The sequence below is a fragment of the Pseudomonas sp. 43mfcvi1.1 genome (assembly GCF_900115935.1).
Lineage (GTDB): Bacteria > Pseudomonadota > Gammaproteobacteria > Pseudomonadales > Pseudomonadaceae > Aquipseudomonas > Aquipseudomonas bijieensis.
The window spans coordinates 99,853-114,386 of record NZ_UETT01000011.1 but is presented as its reverse complement, the minus strand read 5'-3'; the positions used below and the strand labels follow the sequence as shown (position 1 = coordinate 114,386).

The following is a 14,534-nucleotide window of genomic DNA, read 5'->3' as shown; positions in this document are numbered from 1 at the left end:
CCGTCCGCGCAAGTCCAACGCACGCTTCACGCCGCTCTTTAAGAGCGGCTTTTTCATGCTCAAGAGGATGTCCCGGATGAAGGTTTCACGCGGTTTTGCACTGTCTTGCCTGTTGACACTGGCCGCCAGCCCGGCTTTCGCGCAGTTCAGCCTCAGCGATGCGGCTAATGTGATGTCGGCGATGCAGGGCAACTCAGGTGAGAAGGACGGCGCCGTGGCCGCTGCACCGAAAGCCGCCGGGTTGCTCAATACCCTGGGCTCGGACCTCAAGATCACCCCGGAACAGGCCATCGGCGGTGCCGGTGCGATGCTGGGGCTGGCGAAGAACCGGCTAAGCGAACCGCAGTTCTCGGAATTGAGCAAAAGCGTGCCAGGTCTCGATCAGATCGCCGGCAACAGCGCCATCGGCGGGCTCAACGGCCTGGGCGGCTTGCTCGGTGGCGGATCGGACAAAAACGCCTTGCTCGACGGGCTGCTGGGTAACGTCAAGGACACCAATGACTTGAATAACGCCTTCAGCGCGCTGGGCATGGACAGCGGCATGATCGGGCAGTTTGCCCCGGTCATCCTGCAGTACCTTGGCCAGCAGGGGGTGGGTAGTTCGTTGTTGCAGAATCTGGGAGGTATTTGGGGGGCTGGCAGTGGCGTCTGATCAGGCGCGTTCGTTGCGCAAGGCAGCAATACGCCGATCCTTCTCCATCCAGAGCTGATTAACCCAATCCTGAACAAACTGGCGAAACACCGGATCATTTTCGTAATCGCCCTGCCACAACGCCGGGTCCAGTTCGCGGGTCTGGATGTCGATGATGACCCGGGGCACCGCGCCGCTGATCAAGTCCCAGAACCCGGGAATGCGCGTTTGCGGATAAACCACGGTCACGTCCAATACCGCGTCCAGTTGTTCACCCATGGCCGCCAGCACGAACGCCACGCCACCGGCCTTGGGCTTGAGCAGGTGGGTGAAGGGTGACTGTTGCTGTTGGCTTTTGGCGGCGGTGAAGCGCGTGCCTTCGAGGTAGTTGACCACGGTGACCGGTTGGCGCTTGAACAGCTCGCAGGCGGCCTTGGTGATTTCCAGGTCCTTGCCGGCCAGCTCCGGGTTTTTCGCCAGGAAGGCTTTGGTGTAGCGCTTCATGAATGGGTAGTCCAGTGCCCACCAGGCCAGCCCCAGAAACGGCACCCAGATCAGCTCTTTCTTGAGGAAGAACTTGAAGAATGGCGTGCGTCGGTTGAGGGTCTGGACGAGGGCGGGGATGTCGACCCAGGATTGGTGGTTGCTGATCACCAGGTAGGATGTATCGCCGCGCAGGTCCGCGCCGCCACGGATGTCCCAGCGGGTGGGGATGCACAGGGCGAAGATCAGCTTGTCGATCTCGGCCCAGGTTTCGGCGATCCACATCACCGCCCACGAGGCGTAGTCGCGAAAACGCCCGGACAGGACCAGTTTTAGCAGTGCGAACACCATCAGCGGGCCGAACAGCACCAGGGTGTTGAGCAACAGCAGCAGGGTGACGAAACAGCCGGTGAGCAGGCGGCGCATAGATGACTCTTGCAAACGGGTGGGCGGGCCATGATAAGCAAGCTTCGGGCGGTAGGCCAAATCGGTGTGGACGAAAGTTTCACTTGGGCTTGGCTAAACTGGGCTGGCTTTTTGTGGCGAGGGGATTCATCCCCGTTGGGTTGCGAAGCAACCCCAAAACAGTCAACTCGAATAGCCAGGTGTACCGAGATGTCAGGCTCTCAGGGGGCGCTTCGCACCCCAGCGGGGATGAATCCCCTCGCCACAGAGGTCGCGCTTGGCTGGCGTTTCTCTTAGCCATTGCTATCGAAATCAACCGAACGAATTCAGCAGCCACGGTCTAAAACCCCACTCCCACAATGGAAGCCCTAACTCCATGAAGTCAGTCCTCGCCCTGTTTTCCCTGATAGCCCTTCCAGTGCTGGCCGCCGAGCCGACCCTGTACGGGCGCTATGAATACATCGCGTTGCCGGAAATCGGCGGCGAAGTGCTCAAGGCCAAGATGGACACCGGTGCGCTGACTGCCTCGCTGTCGGCCAAGGACATCGAGACCTTTACCCGCGACGGTGATGATTGGGTGCGATTCCGCCTGGCGACCAAGGATGCGAGCAACAAGGTCTACGAACACAAGATCGCCCGCATCAGCAAGATCAAGACCCGTTCCGAAGAAGATGAAGACGACGACGAAAAAATCGCGCCAACCAAGCGCCCCGTGGTCGACCTGGAACTGTGCCTGGGCAACGTCAAGCGCACGGTGGAGGTCAACCTGACCGACCGCAGCAGCTTCAACTACCCATTGCTGATCGGCGCCAAGGCCCTGCGCGAGTTCGGCGCAGCGGTGAACCCGGCCCGCCGCTTCACCGCAGACAAGCCCGACTGCTGATTTCCCCGATTGACGTGCCCCGAGGCTTGGGGCACCGTTCCGGCAACTTTATTGCCGGGCTCGCAAGCCATGCCTCATATCCTGATTGTCGAAGACGAAGCCGCCATTGCCGATACGCTGGTGTTTGCCCTGCAAGGGGAGGGGTTCGACACCACTTGGCTGAGCCTCGGCGCTGCCGCCCTCGAGCATCAGAAAAGCACGCCGGCGGACCTGATCATCCTCGATGTGGGCCTGCCGGATATCAGCGGATTCGAGACTTGTAAAAATCTCAGACGTTTCAGCGACGTTCCAGTCATCTTTCTGACAGCCCGGGATGCTGAGATCGACCGGGTGGTGGGACTGGAAATCGGTGCCGACGATTATGTGGTCAAGCCTTTCAGCCCCCGCGAGGTGGCGGCCAGGGTCCGGGCGATCCTCAAGCGTGTGGCGCCGCGACCGCTGATGGAGCCGGGCATGGCGCTGTTCCAGGTCGATGCCGATCGCGTGCAAATCAGCTATCGCGGCAAACCGCTGAACCTCACCCGCCATGAATTCCGCCTGCTCAACTGTCTGTTGGAACAACCTGAACGGGTCTTCAGCCGCGAACAACTGCTCGACGCCCTGGGCGTGGCCAGCGATGCTGGCTACGAGCGTAGCATCGACAGCCACATCAAGAGCGTGCGTGCCAAGTTGCGCCTGGTCCGGGCCGAGGCCGAACCGATCCAGACCCATCGAGGCCTGGGCTACAGCTACAGCCCGGGGCACAGCTGATGTCTCTGGGGATCCGGATTTTCCTGGTGTATGTGCTGTTTATCGCCCTGACCGGCTATTTCGTGCTCAACACGGTGATGGAGGAAATCCGCCCTGGCGTGCGCCAGTCCACTGAAGAAACCCTGGTGGACACGGCCAACCTGATGGCCGAGATCCTGCGGGACGATTTCAAGGCCGGCACCCTCAACCAGAATCGTTGGCCGCAATTGCTCAAGGCCTACGGCGAGCGCCAGCCGGCGGCGACGATCTGGGGCTTGCCGAAGAACCAGGTCAGCCACCGCATCTATGTCACCGATGCCAAGGGCATCGTGGTGCTCGACTCCAGTGGTGTGGCGGTGGGCCAGGATTATTCGCGCTGGAACGACGTCTACCTGACTCTGCGCGGCCACTACGGCGCCCGTTCGAGCCGCAGCGATCCGGATGACCCCACGTCTTCGGTGATGCATGTCGGTGCGCCGATCCGCGACAACGGCCGGATCATCGGTGTCGTCACGGTCGCCAAGCCCAACAGTTCATTGCAGCCTTATGTCGATCGCACCGAGCGGCGACTGTTGGCGTATGGCGCCGGGTTGGTGGCCCTGGGTCTGTTGCTGGGCGGCTTGCTGTCCTGGTGGCTCAGCGCGGCGCTGCGACGGTTGACGGCCTATGCCCAGGCAGTCAGCCAGGGGCGTCGGGTGGAAGTGCCGCATTATCGCGGCGGCGAGTTCGAGCAACTGGCGGGCGCCGTGGAACACATGCGTACCCAGCTCGAAGGCAAGGCTTACGTCGAGCGTTACGTGCATACCCTGACCCACGAGCTCAAGAGTCCGCTGGCGGCGATTCGCGGTGCCGCCGAGCTGCTGCAAAGCGATATGCCTGCCGCCCAGCACCAACGCTTTGTCAGTAACATCGGCACCGAAAGCGTGCGCATGCAGCAGTTGATCGAACGGCTGCTGAACCTGGCCCAGATCGAGCAGCGCCAGGGGCTGGAAGAAGAAGTCGCGGTGCCGCTGGCGGCGTTGATGGATGAGTTGCTGGAAGCGCGCGGCGGTTGGATCGAAAGTCGCCAGTTGAGCGTTGAACAGCGCATTGCTGCCGATCTGGCGTTGACCGGCGAGCCGTTCCTGTTGCGCCAGGCCTTGGGCAATTTGCTGGAAAACGCCTTGGACTTCACCCCCGTCAACGGTCTGCTACGCATCAGCGCCGAGCGCAGCGGCAATCGTGTCGAGATTCGCCTGTTCAATCAGGCCGCACCGATTCCCGACTATGCGCTGCCACGCTTGAGCGAGCGCTTTTACTCCCTGCCGCGGCCGGACAGCGGTCGCAAGAGCACCGGCCTGGGGCTCAACTTTGTGGAGGAGGTGGTGCAGTTGCATGGAGGGGAGTTCGGGATTGGCAATGTCGAGGGTGGGGTCGAGGTGGTGTTGCGGTTGCCCTGAAACCGAGGCGTGGCCTTCGCGAGCAAGCCCGCTCCCACAGGTTCAGTGCAGTCCTTGTGGGAGCGGGCTTGCTCGCGAAGGGGGCCGTCCAGTCTCCACACAATCTCCATAATCTCTCCATAAGCCCAGCACACAACCACCCCAGACTCTCCCTCATTCGAACAGGGAGAGCCCCACATGAACCGCAGCCTCGCCATAAAACTGGGCATGATTGCCCTACTGATTCTTTTGCTGATGATCCCGCTGTTGATGATCAACGGCCTCATCGACGAGCGCCAGGAGCTGCGCGACGGTGTGTTGCAGGATATCGCCCGCAGTTCCAGCTACAGCCAGCAACTGATCGGGCCAATGATCGTGGTGCCGTTTCGCAAGAGCGTGAAAGTCTGGAACACCAACGAGAAAACCGGCGTGCGTTTTCTGGAAACCGTCGAGCGGGCGGGCGAGTTGTATTTTTTGCCCGAAGAGTTCGAGCTCGACGGCCAGGTCCGCACTGAAACCCGTGCCCGGGGGATCTACGAAGCGCGGTTGTTCCACGCCGATAACCGGATCGATGGCCGTTTCAAGGTGCCGGAGCGCTACGGTATCGCTGCCAAGGACTTTGCCGATTACCGTTTCGATGAACCGTACCTGAGCGTGGGGATCAGCGATATTCGTGGCATCGAGAACGCGCTGACCCTGACGCTGAACCAGCAGACCGTCGACTTCCTGCCCGGTTCTCGGCTCGGCTGGCTGGGGCAGGGGGTGCATGTGCCGCTGCCGATGATCACCGCCCAGGGTGGCCCTGAGCTGACCTTCGGTTTTGACCTGCGCCTTCAAGGCACTGGCGAGTTCCAGGTCCTGCCAGTGGGCAAGTCCACCAAGGTGCACCTGTCGGCCGACTGGCCCCACCCAAGCTTTATCGGCAACTACCTGCCGGTCAATCGTGAGATCAATGAGCAGGGCTTCAGCGCTGACTGGCAGACGTCGTTTTTCTCCACCAACCTCCTGGAAACATTGCAAGCCTGCGAACCCAGCGATAGTTGCGAAGCGTTCCGCAGTCGCGCCTTCGGCGTGAGCTTCATCGACCCAGTGGACCAGTACCTCAAGAGCGACCGGGCAATCAAATATGCGCTGCTGTTCATCGCCCTGACATTCGCCGGCTTCTTCCTTTTCGAAGTGCTCAAGAGCCTGGCGGTGCACCCGGTCCAGTACGCCTTGGTGGGTGTGGCGCTGGCGTTCTTTTACCTGTTGCTGTTGTCGCTGTCGGAGCACATCGGCTTCACCCTGGCGTACCTGGTGTCGGCCAGTGCCTGTGTGGTGCTGATCGGGTTTTATGTCTGCCATGTGCTGCGTAGCGTGAGCCACGGCCTGGGGTTTTCGGTGGGGCTGGCAGGGTTGTACGGCTTGCTCTATGGCTTGTTGAGCGCCGAGGACTATGCGCTGTTGATGGGGTCGCTGTTGCTGTTCGGCCTGTTGGGCGTATTCATGGTGTTGACCCGTAAGCTGGATTGGTACGGGGTTGGGTCGAAGTCGGCCGCTGCCATGAGCTTTGACTTGGGAGAGGTGAAATGAGCCGGTCGTTGGGGTTGCGTGAGGACCGGCAATTACGAGAGGTGTTGGTGATGCGGATTGCCGGGTTGTTTCCTGTGGATCCGGTGCGCTGCCATCGCGAGCAGGCTCGCTCCCACAAAGGGCGACACGATCAAGTGTGGGAGCGAGCCTGCTCGCGATGAGGGCGGAACGGTCAATGCAAATCTAAACCCTGGGCACCGTCTCGAGCATCGAAGGCCGCAAGCTCACTTCGGCGAACCATGCCGCCAGCTGCGGATTGGCCTTGCGCCATTCCAGGTCCGGATGGCGCAGGTCCAGGTAGCCCAGGGCGCAGGCCACGCTGATGGAGGCCACGTCGAAATGGCAGGCCAGTTCGGCAATCGCCTCGGCTTCGAGCAGGCCCAGGGCCCGGCGAATCTTGTCCCGCTGCGCATCGAGCCATTCGTCCCAGTGTTTTTCCGCAGGACGCAGGGCGGTTTCGTAGCGGATCATCACCGCTGCATCCATGACTCCATCGGCCAGGGAGGCCAGGGTCAGGCGCCGCCAGCGGGCGGCTCCGTCCCGGGGAATCAACGGGTTGCCGACGTGCTGATGGTCGAGGTAGTCGAGGATGACGCGGCTGTCATGGATCACACTGCCGTTGGCCAGGCGCAAGGCCGGGATCTTGCTCAATGGGTTGTCATCGATCAGGGCCCGGTCCGGCTTGACCGGCGTGAGCTGGCTGAGTTGCAACGCCACGCGGTCTTGCTGGCCGGTTTCGTGCAGTAGCACCAGGACCTTGCGAACGAAGGGTGAAGCGGGGTTGTGGAACAACGTCATGCTGGGGGTGGACATGGCAGTGTCTCGATCAGTGGGACTTGTTGCGCAGCATAGCGCGTCCAGCCGCGCACAAGGCAGGCGCGACCCGGGCGAAGAGGCTCAGTCGCGCCATGCATCAGGCGGTTGGTTGCAGGGCCTGCGGCGCCGGTGCCGATGTCGCCGGTTGTTGCTTGAGTTCCCGGGCGACGGTCCAGACGATAAACGCGGCGACCACGTCGAAGATCGCCAGCAGCACGAACAACGGGCTGTAGCCGATCTTTGTCACCATCACACCAAACAGCAGGGTGAAGGCCGCTGCACCGAGGTAACCGAACATCCCACCCATGCCGGTGGCGGTGGCGACTTCATTCTTGCCGAAGGAATCGGACGTGATGGCGTATAGCGCTCCGGATAGAGTCTGGTGAGCAAAGCCGCCAATGCACAGCAGGGCGATGGCGGTGTAGGGGCTGGCGACCAGGCCGATGCACGCCGGGCCGACCATGCAGGAGGCACCGAACAGCAGGACCATTTTGCGCGAGGTGAACAGCGACACCTTGCAGTATTTATGGAAGAACGGGCTCAGGTAACCACCCAGCACGCAACCCAGGTCGGCCGCCAGGAACGGCAGCCAGGCGAACATTGCGATCTCCTTGATGTTCATGTGCCGCTCGGTCATCAGGTACAGCGGGATCCAGGCGTTGAACGTTTGCCAAGCCGGCTCGGAGAGGATCCGGGCGCTGGCGATGGCGTAGAAGTTGCGGCTGGCGATGATGCGTTTCCAGCTGCCTTTCTTCGGTGTCGGATCCTGGAAGTGGGCTTCCTGGCCGCTGAGAATGTAATCACGCTCAGTGTCGCCCAAGAGCCTCTGGTCGCGCGGATGCTTGTAAAAGATCAGCCAGAGGAACGTCCAGGCCACGCCCAGGCCGCCAACGATCAGAAACGCCAGCTCCCAACCACTGTTCAGAATCGCCCAGACCACGAGTGGCGGAGCCAGCACGGCGCCGATTGAGGAGCCGATATTGAACCAGCCGATGGCCACCGAGCGTTCCTTGGCCGGGAACCATTCAGTAGAGGTTTTTACCGCGGCCGGCAGCCCGGCGGCTTCGGTCAGGCCCAGCAAACCACGAAAAAACGCCAGGCCTTGCCAGCCCGAGGCCATGGCCGCCGCGGCACAGGCGATGGACCAGGCGAAGGCGAAAATGGCGAAACCCATCTTGGTACCGATGGCATCAATGATGTAGCCGGCCACCGGTTGCATCAGCGCGTAGCAGATCTGCCAGGCCACGACGATGTGGGAATACTGCTCGGTGGAGATGTTCATTTCGCTCATCAGGGTCGGAGCGGCCACCGAGAGGGTATTGCGAGCCAGGTAGTTGACCATCAGGCCGGCCGTGACCAGGCCAACCATCCACCAGCGGATGCCTTTGATTTTCATCACTTCACCATCGATTATTTTTGGATTTGGTGTCGCATGTCATGTTGTAAGTTGTCGTACAACGTGCGCCTTTATAGGAGTGCAAGGATTAATTTGTCAATAAATATGTCAGAGTCTGGGCGGCTGGAATTAACCCGCGTGTCCGCAGTTGTCGTATGACGAAGAGAGGAGGGCGTGCATCTGGTCAATGCACGCCCGGATGACTCAGCGGCGCGGGACCAAGCCCCACACCGCCAACACAGAAGGGATACCCAACCCTAGCCAACTGACGGCGTCCCACAAACCGTCACCCAGCAAGGCACTGAACAACCCTGCCGCGCAAAGAACGCCGATCACCATGGGCACGCCAAACACTTTCCAGAAACTCGACTGTCGAGGCCTCACGAAGCGACCTCCGCGACAACGCTTGCTCGCTTGGCCGCCTTGCGCCGCACCAGCCACAGGTAAACGCCGCTGCCGAGGACGATGATGGTCAGCACATCGAGGGTGGCCCAGAAAATCTGCATCGGCCGGCCACCGTAGTCACCAAAATGCAGCGGCAACGACAGGCTCATGACGTCCATGTACCACGGCCGTTCGGCCACGGCGGTGACCTCCAGGGTGCTGGCGTCGACCAGTACCGGCGTCAGCAAATGCGAGGTCAGGTGGGTGCTGCCTTTCATGAACACGCTGTAGTGGTGTTCGCTGGAAAACAGCGTGCCGGGGAAGGCGATGAAGCTGGGCGCCATGCCCGGCGCGACGTCCTTGGCGATGTCCAGCAAACGGGTGGCCGGTGCCAGTTGGGTCAGCGGCGGGGCGTTGCGGTAGGGTTCGATCATGGCGCTGAGGCTGTCGTTGCGCCAGGCGGCGATGATCAGGTCGGCGCACGCGGCGATGACGCCGGTAACGCCGACGGTCAGCGCCCACACCAGTGTGACCACGCCGATCAGGTTGTGCAGGTCGAGCCAGCGCAGGCGCGTGGATTTGTCCTGGCGCACCGTGGCGAACTTCAAGCGGCGCATGAACGGCAGGTACAGGATCACCCCGGAGACGATGGCAATCACGAACAACAACCCCATGAATGCCAGCAACAATTTGCCCGGCAATCCGGCGAACATGTCCACGTGCAGGCGCAGCATGACCATCATGAAGCCGCCATTGGCCGAGGGCATTTCCAGGGCCTCGCCGGTGCGCCCATCGAGCATGAAAGTGTGGGAGGAATTGGGTTCGGTGCCCGGTGTCGGCGCCATGATGGTGATGACGCCGTTGGGCTCGTCCTCGTCCCAGCCAAAATACTGGACCACTTCGCCAGGGCGATGGGCCTTGGCTTTTTCCACCAGTTGTTGCAGGTCCAGCGGCGGCGTGTCAGCCGGCATCTCCCTGAGCTGGGGGGCGTCGCCCAGCAGGTGTTCGATTTCATGGTGGAAGATCAACGGCAGCCCGGTGATCGCCAGCATCAGCAGGAACACCGTGCAGATCAGGCTGGTCCAGGTGTGGACGAAGGACCAGCGGCGAATGGTTTTGCTTTTCATGAGCGATCCGGATGTAAAGGACACCTTGTGGCGATGGGTATCTGTGGGAGCAAGGCTTGCCCGCGAAACAGGCGATGCGGTCCTTCAGAAACCGAGTCGTCTCCATCGCGGGCAAGCCTTGCTCCCACAGAGTGCCCGCTGAAGCGGGTATGCAAATGCTAACCGTTTACCATTTGTAATTCACGCTGGCGACGACGTTGCGTTGGTCGCCGTAGTAGCAGTAGAAGCCGTCGCACGTGGACAGGTAGTCCTTGTTGAAGATGTTTTTCGCGTCCACCGCTACCGTGACCCCCTTGAGGGTCTTGTTCAAACGGCCCAGGTCGTAATGGGCCGAGGCGTCATACACGGTGTAGGAGCCGACATGGCCCCAGTCGGTGTTGGTGGTGTTGCCGTAGGTGTCGCCGACATAACGCACGCCAGCGCCGACGCCGAAACCGTCGAGCGGGCCGTTATGCCAGGTGTAGTCCGCCCAGGCGGTGGCCTGGTGACGCGGCACCTGGGCCATGCGCTTGCCTTTTTCCGCTGTCGTGCCCTTGGTGATTTCGCTGTCGTTGTAGGTGTAGGAACCGATCAGCTTGAGGTTGTCGGTCACGTCGCCTGAGGCTTCCAACTCCAGGCCGCGCACCTGTACTTCACCCACTTGGCGGGTGACGTTGTTTTCGGTGACAGAGTTGTTTTTCTGAGTCAGGTCGAACACCGCAGCGGTCAGCAGAGTCTTGGTGCCGGGTGGCTGGTACTTGATTCCCGCTTCGTATTGTTCGCCTTCGGTGGGTTTGAACGCTTCGGTGCTGTTGACGGTCGAGCCCGCCGCCGCCTGGAACGACTGGGCGAAGGAGATGTAGGGCGTCACACCGTTATCGAAGACGTAGCTCAACGCCGCGTTGCCGCTGAATTTCTTGTCGCGCTGGGTGTTGGTTACGTTGTTCTGGTTGTGGAATTCGGTGCCGGTGTGAATCCAGTCTTCACGACCGCCGAGGGTCAGGCGCCAGTTGTCCAGGGCGATCTGATCCTGGACGTACAGGCCGGTCTGGTTGGTCTTCTGGTTGTAGTCGTACATGGTGAAGTACTGGACGTTGGAGAAATCCTGTCCATAGATCGGGTTGTGGATGTTGCTGGTCGGCACGCCGGTCGAACCCCACAACCAGCGCGAATTGCTGTTGGAGCGCTGGTGGTCCAGGCCCAGCAGCAAAGTGTGGCTGAGGGCGCCGGTCTGGAAATCGGCCTGGAAGTTGTTGTCCACGGCGAACTGGCTGATGTCTTCGTCGACGACACTGGCGCTGCGCTTGACCGTGCCATCGGCGCTCACCGCTTCATCAGGACCCGCCGGCCAGAATTGCCCGCCGGCGGAGATGCCCTGGGTTTCCAGGTCGCTCTTGGTGTAGCGCAGGTTCTGGCGGAACTGCCAGGTGTCGTTCAGGCGATGTTCAAACGCATAGCCGAGGGCGTAGTAGGTACGGTCGTAGAATTCCCAGTCCGGGTCGCCGAGGTTCTTGTGGTGGGAAATCTTGCCCGACGGCGAGGACAGCTTGGTACCTTGCAGCGGCAGGAATTGCCCGGTGATTCCAGTGTCGTCGCGGGTGTATTGGGACAGGAAGGTCAGGCGCGTGTCGTCGTTGATGTTCCAGGTCAGGCTCGGTGCGAGGTTGTAGCGCTTGTCCGGGATGTGATCGACCTGGGAATTGCTGTCGCGCACGGTGCCGCTGAGCCGATAGAGGAACTGGCCTTCGTCATCGACTTTGCCGGTGCTGTCGAAGTTGATCTGCTTGTGTTCGTAGCTGCCGGCCTGCAACTCGACCTCGTTGCTGCTTTCGGCCTGTGGGCGACGGCTGACCATGTCCAACATGCCGCCAGGTGGCGTCTGGCCGTAGACCGAAGAGGCCGGGCCACGCAGTACGGCGATGCGTTCAAGGTTCCAGGGCTCGATTTTCGGCGTGATGTAGTTGCCCCTGGGTAGCGGCAGGCCATCGAGGAACTGAGTCGGCACGAAGCCGCGAACCAGCAGCCAGTCATTGCGCGAATCCGAGCCGTAGCCGCTGCTCTGCACGCCAGCGGTGTAGCGCAGGGCGTCATTGAGGTTGAGGACAGAACGGTCCTCCATTTGTTGGCGCGTGACCACCGAGACTGAGCGCGGCAGTTCGACGATCGGCGTATCGGTCTTGGTACCGGCGGCGGTGCGGGTGGCGACGTAACCTTCGGTCGGGCCCCACGCGGTTTCGCTGACACCGGCACCGATCACGCTGGTTTCCGGCAAGGCCATCACGCCTTCAGGCACGGCCACCAGGCTGTAGGTGCCGGCGCTGCTTTGCTCCAATTGCAGGCCGGTACCGCGCAAGGCCTCGCGCAATGCGCCGGTGGCGTCGAACTGGCCCTGGACCGGAGCCGAGGTCTTGCCCGAAGCCAGGGACGGATTCAGGCTCAGCGCGAGGCCGGCCTGGCTGGCGATCTGGTTCAGGGTGCTGGCCAGTGGCGCGGCGGGCAGGTTGTAGGTGCGCACGCTCGTGGCCTGTTCGGCGGCCAGCAGCGGGCCGCTGGCGAGAGGAACGGCAAAGGCAATGGCAACGGCCAGCAGGCTGGGGCGCAACAGGGTGTCTAGCGGGCGGGACATACGGCGGCTCCTGAATGGAAATATTTCTCAATTGCCTGGGTGCCGGATGAAAATTGAAAAGTGATAGGGTTGGATGAAAATAATTTAGATTCAGCTTGGGGCCCGGTGCCCTGCCTGGCTTTGTGTTGAGGCTACTAGCCTCATCGCGAGCACGCTCGCTCCCACCGTTGATCTTCAGTGAGCCGCTGCTTTGTGTACAACACCGCTCCACTGTGGGAGCGAGCCTGCTCGCAATTAGGTCACCACTGACGCAAGATTCCTCAAGGCTTGGCCTCGGCCCTCGGTCCAACCACCACCCACCATCGCGTGTGATGCTCGATCTGCACCGGCAAGCTCGGCAGCAGGGCAGTCAGGGCCAGGTCGGTGTCATGCAATGGAAAGCTGCCGGTGATGCGCAGGTCTGCCACTTGAGGGGCGACACCCAAGTAGCCGCGTCGGTAGCGCCCCAGTTCATGGACCAGATCTTCGAGGCGCGCGTTGTCCACCACCAACATGCCGCGGGTCCAGGCATCGGCGCCGGGGGGCAAGGCAATGGTCGGTCCGAGGCCGTCGCGGCGCATCAGTACTTGTTGGCCTTCACGCAGGATCTGTTCCGTGTCCGCGGCCTGCGGGTGTGCCGCCACGGCGGACTTCAACACGCTCAGGCGCGTGCCTTCGTCTTCACGCCTGACCAGGAACCGTGTGCCCAAGGCGCGCAGGTTGCCTTCGCGGGTCTCGACGATGAACGGGCGCGGGTCGCCGTGGCCGGTTTCTACCAGGATCTCGCCTTCCTGCAGGACGATGCGGCGCTGCTTGTCATCGAACCGCACATCCAGCGCACTGTGGGTGTTGAGGTTGATCAGCGTGCCATCGACCAGGCGCAGGGTGCGTTGTTCGCCAGTGGCGGTGCGCTGGTCGGCCAGCCAGTAATCCAGCGGCAGGTAACGATCTCCGGCAAACAACGCCAGGCCGATGACCGCGATAACACTGGCCAGGCCGCTGCCCACCTTGCGGATCCGCCGGCGAATGCTGACCCGCGATTGCAGCAGTGCGGCCCGCGCCGGTCCACTTGCGACGCTGAAACGCTGGTCGAGCATGCCCAGCTGCTGCCAGGCCCGGGCGTGTTCTTCGTCGGCGGCATGCCAGCGGGCGAAGGCTTCGCGCTCCTGAGGGCTGCTCGAGTCCAGCGACAATTGCCAGGCAATGGCGGCGTCCAGCACGCTGGCCGAGACCGGTTTGGCGTGGGCCTGGCTCATGTCGGCTCACCATAAAGTGCGATGTAGCACTGGCGAATGCCTTGGGCCAGGTACTGCCGCACCCGCGGTACCGAAACCCCCAGGCGTTCGGCGATTTCGGCGTGGCCGAGACCGTCGAGGCGGTTATAGAGGAAGGCTGCGCGAGCCTTGCTCGACAGTTTGCCCAGCAGGCGGTCGATGGCCTTGAGGTCTTCCAGGATGATTTGCTGTTCTTCCACCGAGGGCTGCTCGGCCTCGGGGATTAGCATCAATTCGGTGAGGTAAGCCTGCTCCAATGCCGCTCGACGGAAGTAATCGAACAGCAGGCCCTTGGCGATGGCTACCAGAAACGCCCGCGGTTCGCGAGGTGCCTTCAGCTCCTCGCGACCCAGCAAGCGCACAAAGGTGTCCTGGCTCAGGTCCTCGGCCCGTTGCGCACACGCCACGTTGCGGCGCAGCCATCCCAATAGCCAAGCGCGATGGTCACGGTACAACGCACCAACCAAATCACTATGAGGAGTCGTGTCCGGTCTCACAAGTACCGTTCCTTTTTGACGGCGTCGGCTGCCGTCATGCTGCGTTGCCGCTCCTCGCCATAGCAGGCTATGACTCGTCGCGGCGCCTTGCCTGACGACAGCCGCCACTCGTCAAAAAAGGGACGGTACTTGCGAGACCGGACACTAGGGACTGACGACACGAAGCATCACCGATGTTTTAAGTAACGAGAATTGTTCGCGATTGTGGCAGAGGCGGGGGCGGGAAAGCAATTGGTGCTGGTCGGGACCTGATCTGTGGGTCTAATGAGTCTGTGGGAGCAAGGCTTGCCCGCGATGGTATCGCCTGGTTTGAGAGCCAAACCGAGTCGCCTGCA

The 14,534-nt window shown here is 61.7% G+C and carries 13 protein-coding genes; 5 read left to right on the top strand and 8 right to left on the bottom strand.

The annotated features are described in order from the left end of the window. Window positions 1-76: 76 nt before the first annotated feature. The gene (locus DTP52_RS20870; RefSeq protein ID WP_109755026.1) at window positions 77-652 is read left to right on the top strand and encodes a DUF2780 domain-containing protein; all 576 of its coding nucleotides are present in this window, start codon (window positions 77-79) and stop codon (window positions 650-652) included. Here the strand turns inward: DTP52_RS20870 and DTP52_RS20865 are convergent, their stop codons facing one another. Then, window positions 653-1,540 (bottom strand): acyltransferase, encoded by an 888-nt coding sequence (locus DTP52_RS20865; protein ID WP_109755025.1) that lies wholly within the window; start codon window positions 1,538-1,540, stop codon window positions 653-655. It lies immediately after the preceding gene. A 355-nt stretch (window positions 1,541-1,895) separates the two neighbouring features. Here DTP52_RS20865 and DTP52_RS20860 point away from each other — a divergent pair, with 355 nt between their 5' ends. The 4 genes from DTP52_RS20860 (at window position 1,896) to creD (ending at window position 6,121) form a co-directional block, all read left to right on the top strand. Continuing rightward, window positions 1,896-2,402: an ATP-dependent zinc protease gene (locus DTP52_RS20860; RefSeq protein ID WP_109755024.1), complete on the top strand. Its 507-nt coding sequence runs from the start codon at window positions 1,896-1,898 to the stop codon at window positions 2,400-2,402. Between the two features lie 69 nt (window positions 2,403-2,471). Next, window positions 2,472-3,152, top strand: a complete 681-nt coding sequence (creB, locus tag DTP52_RS20855) for a two-component system response regulator CreB (RefSeq protein WP_109755023.1) — start codon at window positions 2,472-2,474, stop codon at window positions 3,150-3,152. Then, on the top strand, window positions 3,152-4,570 hold the full coding sequence (creC, locus tag DTP52_RS20850; RefSeq protein WP_109755022.1) for a two-component system sensor histidine kinase CreC: 1,419 nt from the start codon (window positions 3,152-3,154) through the stop codon (window positions 4,568-4,570). Before creB ends, creC begins: the two co-directional genes overlap by 1 nt. A gap of 177 nt (window positions 4,571-4,747) precedes the next feature. Further along, the gene (gene creD / locus DTP52_RS20845; RefSeq protein ID WP_109755021.1) at window positions 4,748-6,121 is read left to right on the top strand and encodes a cell envelope integrity protein CreD; all 1,374 of its coding nucleotides are present in this window, start codon (window positions 4,748-4,750) and stop codon (window positions 6,119-6,121) included. A gap of 183 nt (window positions 6,122-6,304) precedes the next feature. On the opposite strand, the gene DTP52_RS20840 is transcribed toward creD, so the two are convergent. From DTP52_RS20840 to DTP52_RS20810, 7 genes are all read right to left on the bottom strand, one after another. Beyond that, on the bottom strand, window positions 6,305-6,934 hold the full coding sequence (locus tag DTP52_RS20840; protein WP_109755020.1) for a glutathione S-transferase: 630 nt from the start codon (window positions 6,932-6,934) through the stop codon (window positions 6,305-6,307). A gap of 100 nt (window positions 6,935-7,034) precedes the next feature. Further along, entirely contained in the window at window positions 7,035-8,333 is a 1,299-nt protein-coding gene (locus DTP52_RS20835) for an MFS transporter (RefSeq protein WP_109755019.1), read from the bottom strand. 204 nt (window positions 8,334-8,537) lie between these two features. Next, on the bottom strand, window positions 8,538-8,717 hold the full coding sequence (locus tag DTP52_RS20830; protein WP_109755018.1) for a hypothetical protein: 180 nt from the start codon (window positions 8,715-8,717) through the stop codon (window positions 8,538-8,540). After that, a complete protein-coding gene (locus DTP52_RS20825; protein ID WP_109755017.1) occupies window positions 8,714-9,844 on the bottom strand; it encodes a PepSY domain-containing protein in 1,131 nt (376 codons plus the stop codon). Before DTP52_RS20825 ends, DTP52_RS20830 begins: the two co-directional genes overlap by 4 nt. A 166-nt stretch (window positions 9,845-10,010) precedes the next feature. Then, window positions 10,011-12,449 carry a TonB-dependent siderophore receptor gene (locus tag DTP52_RS20820; RefSeq protein ID WP_109755016.1) on the bottom strand — a complete coding sequence of 813 codons (2,439 nt, stop codon included), beginning with the start codon at window positions 12,447-12,449 and terminating at the stop codon, window positions 10,011-10,013. A gap of 260 nt (window positions 12,450-12,709) precedes the next feature. Next, window positions 12,710-13,684 carry a FecR domain-containing protein gene (locus DTP52_RS20815; RefSeq protein WP_109755015.1) on the bottom strand — a complete coding sequence of 325 codons (975 nt, stop codon included), beginning with the start codon at window positions 13,682-13,684 and terminating at the stop codon, window positions 12,710-12,712. Continuing rightward, window positions 13,681-14,199: an RNA polymerase sigma factor gene (locus DTP52_RS20810; RefSeq protein WP_109755014.1), complete on the bottom strand. Its 519-nt coding sequence runs from the start codon at window positions 14,197-14,199 to the stop codon at window positions 13,681-13,683. The genes DTP52_RS20815 and DTP52_RS20810 overlap by 4 nt, the downstream gene beginning before the upstream one ends. Window positions 14,200-14,534: the final 335 nt, after the last annotated feature.

Coding starts and splice junctions, on each gene's coding strand:
- DTP52_RS20870 (WP_109755026.1), top strand. CDS start 77: ATGAAGGTTTCACGCGGTTTTGCACTGTCTTGCCTGTTGACACTGGCC.
- DTP52_RS20865 (WP_109755025.1), bottom strand. CDS start 1,540: ATGCGCCGCCTGCTCACCGGCTGTTTCGTCACCCTGCTGCTGTTGCTC.
- DTP52_RS20860 (WP_109755024.1), top strand. CDS start 1,896: ATGAAGTCAGTCCTCGCCCTGTTTTCCCTGATAGCCCTTCCAGTGCTG.
- creB (WP_109755023.1), top strand. CDS start 2,472: ATGCCTCATATCCTGATTGTCGAAGACGAAGCCGCCATTGCCGATACG.
- creC (WP_109755022.1), top strand. CDS start 3,152: ATGTCTCTGGGGATCCGGATTTTCCTGGTGTATGTGCTGTTTATCGCC.
- creD (WP_109755021.1), top strand. CDS start 4,748: ATGAACCGCAGCCTCGCCATAAAACTGGGCATGATTGCCCTACTGATT.
- DTP52_RS20840 (WP_109755020.1), bottom strand. CDS start 6,934: ATGTCCACCCCCAGCATGACGTTGTTCCACAACCCCGCTTCACCCTTC.
- DTP52_RS20835 (WP_109755019.1), bottom strand. CDS start 8,333: ATGAAAATCAAAGGCATCCGCTGGTGGATGGTTGGCCTGGTCACGGCC.
- DTP52_RS20825 (WP_109755017.1), bottom strand. CDS start 9,844: ATGAAAAGCAAAACCATTCGCCGCTGGTCCTTCGTCCACACCTGGACC.
- DTP52_RS20820 (WP_109755016.1), bottom strand. CDS start 12,449: ATGTCCCGCCCGCTAGACACCCTGTTGCGCCCCAGCCTGCTGGCCGTT.
- DTP52_RS20815 (WP_109755015.1), bottom strand. CDS start 13,684: ATGAGCCAGGCCCACGCCAAACCGGTCTCGGCCAGCGTGCTGGACGCC.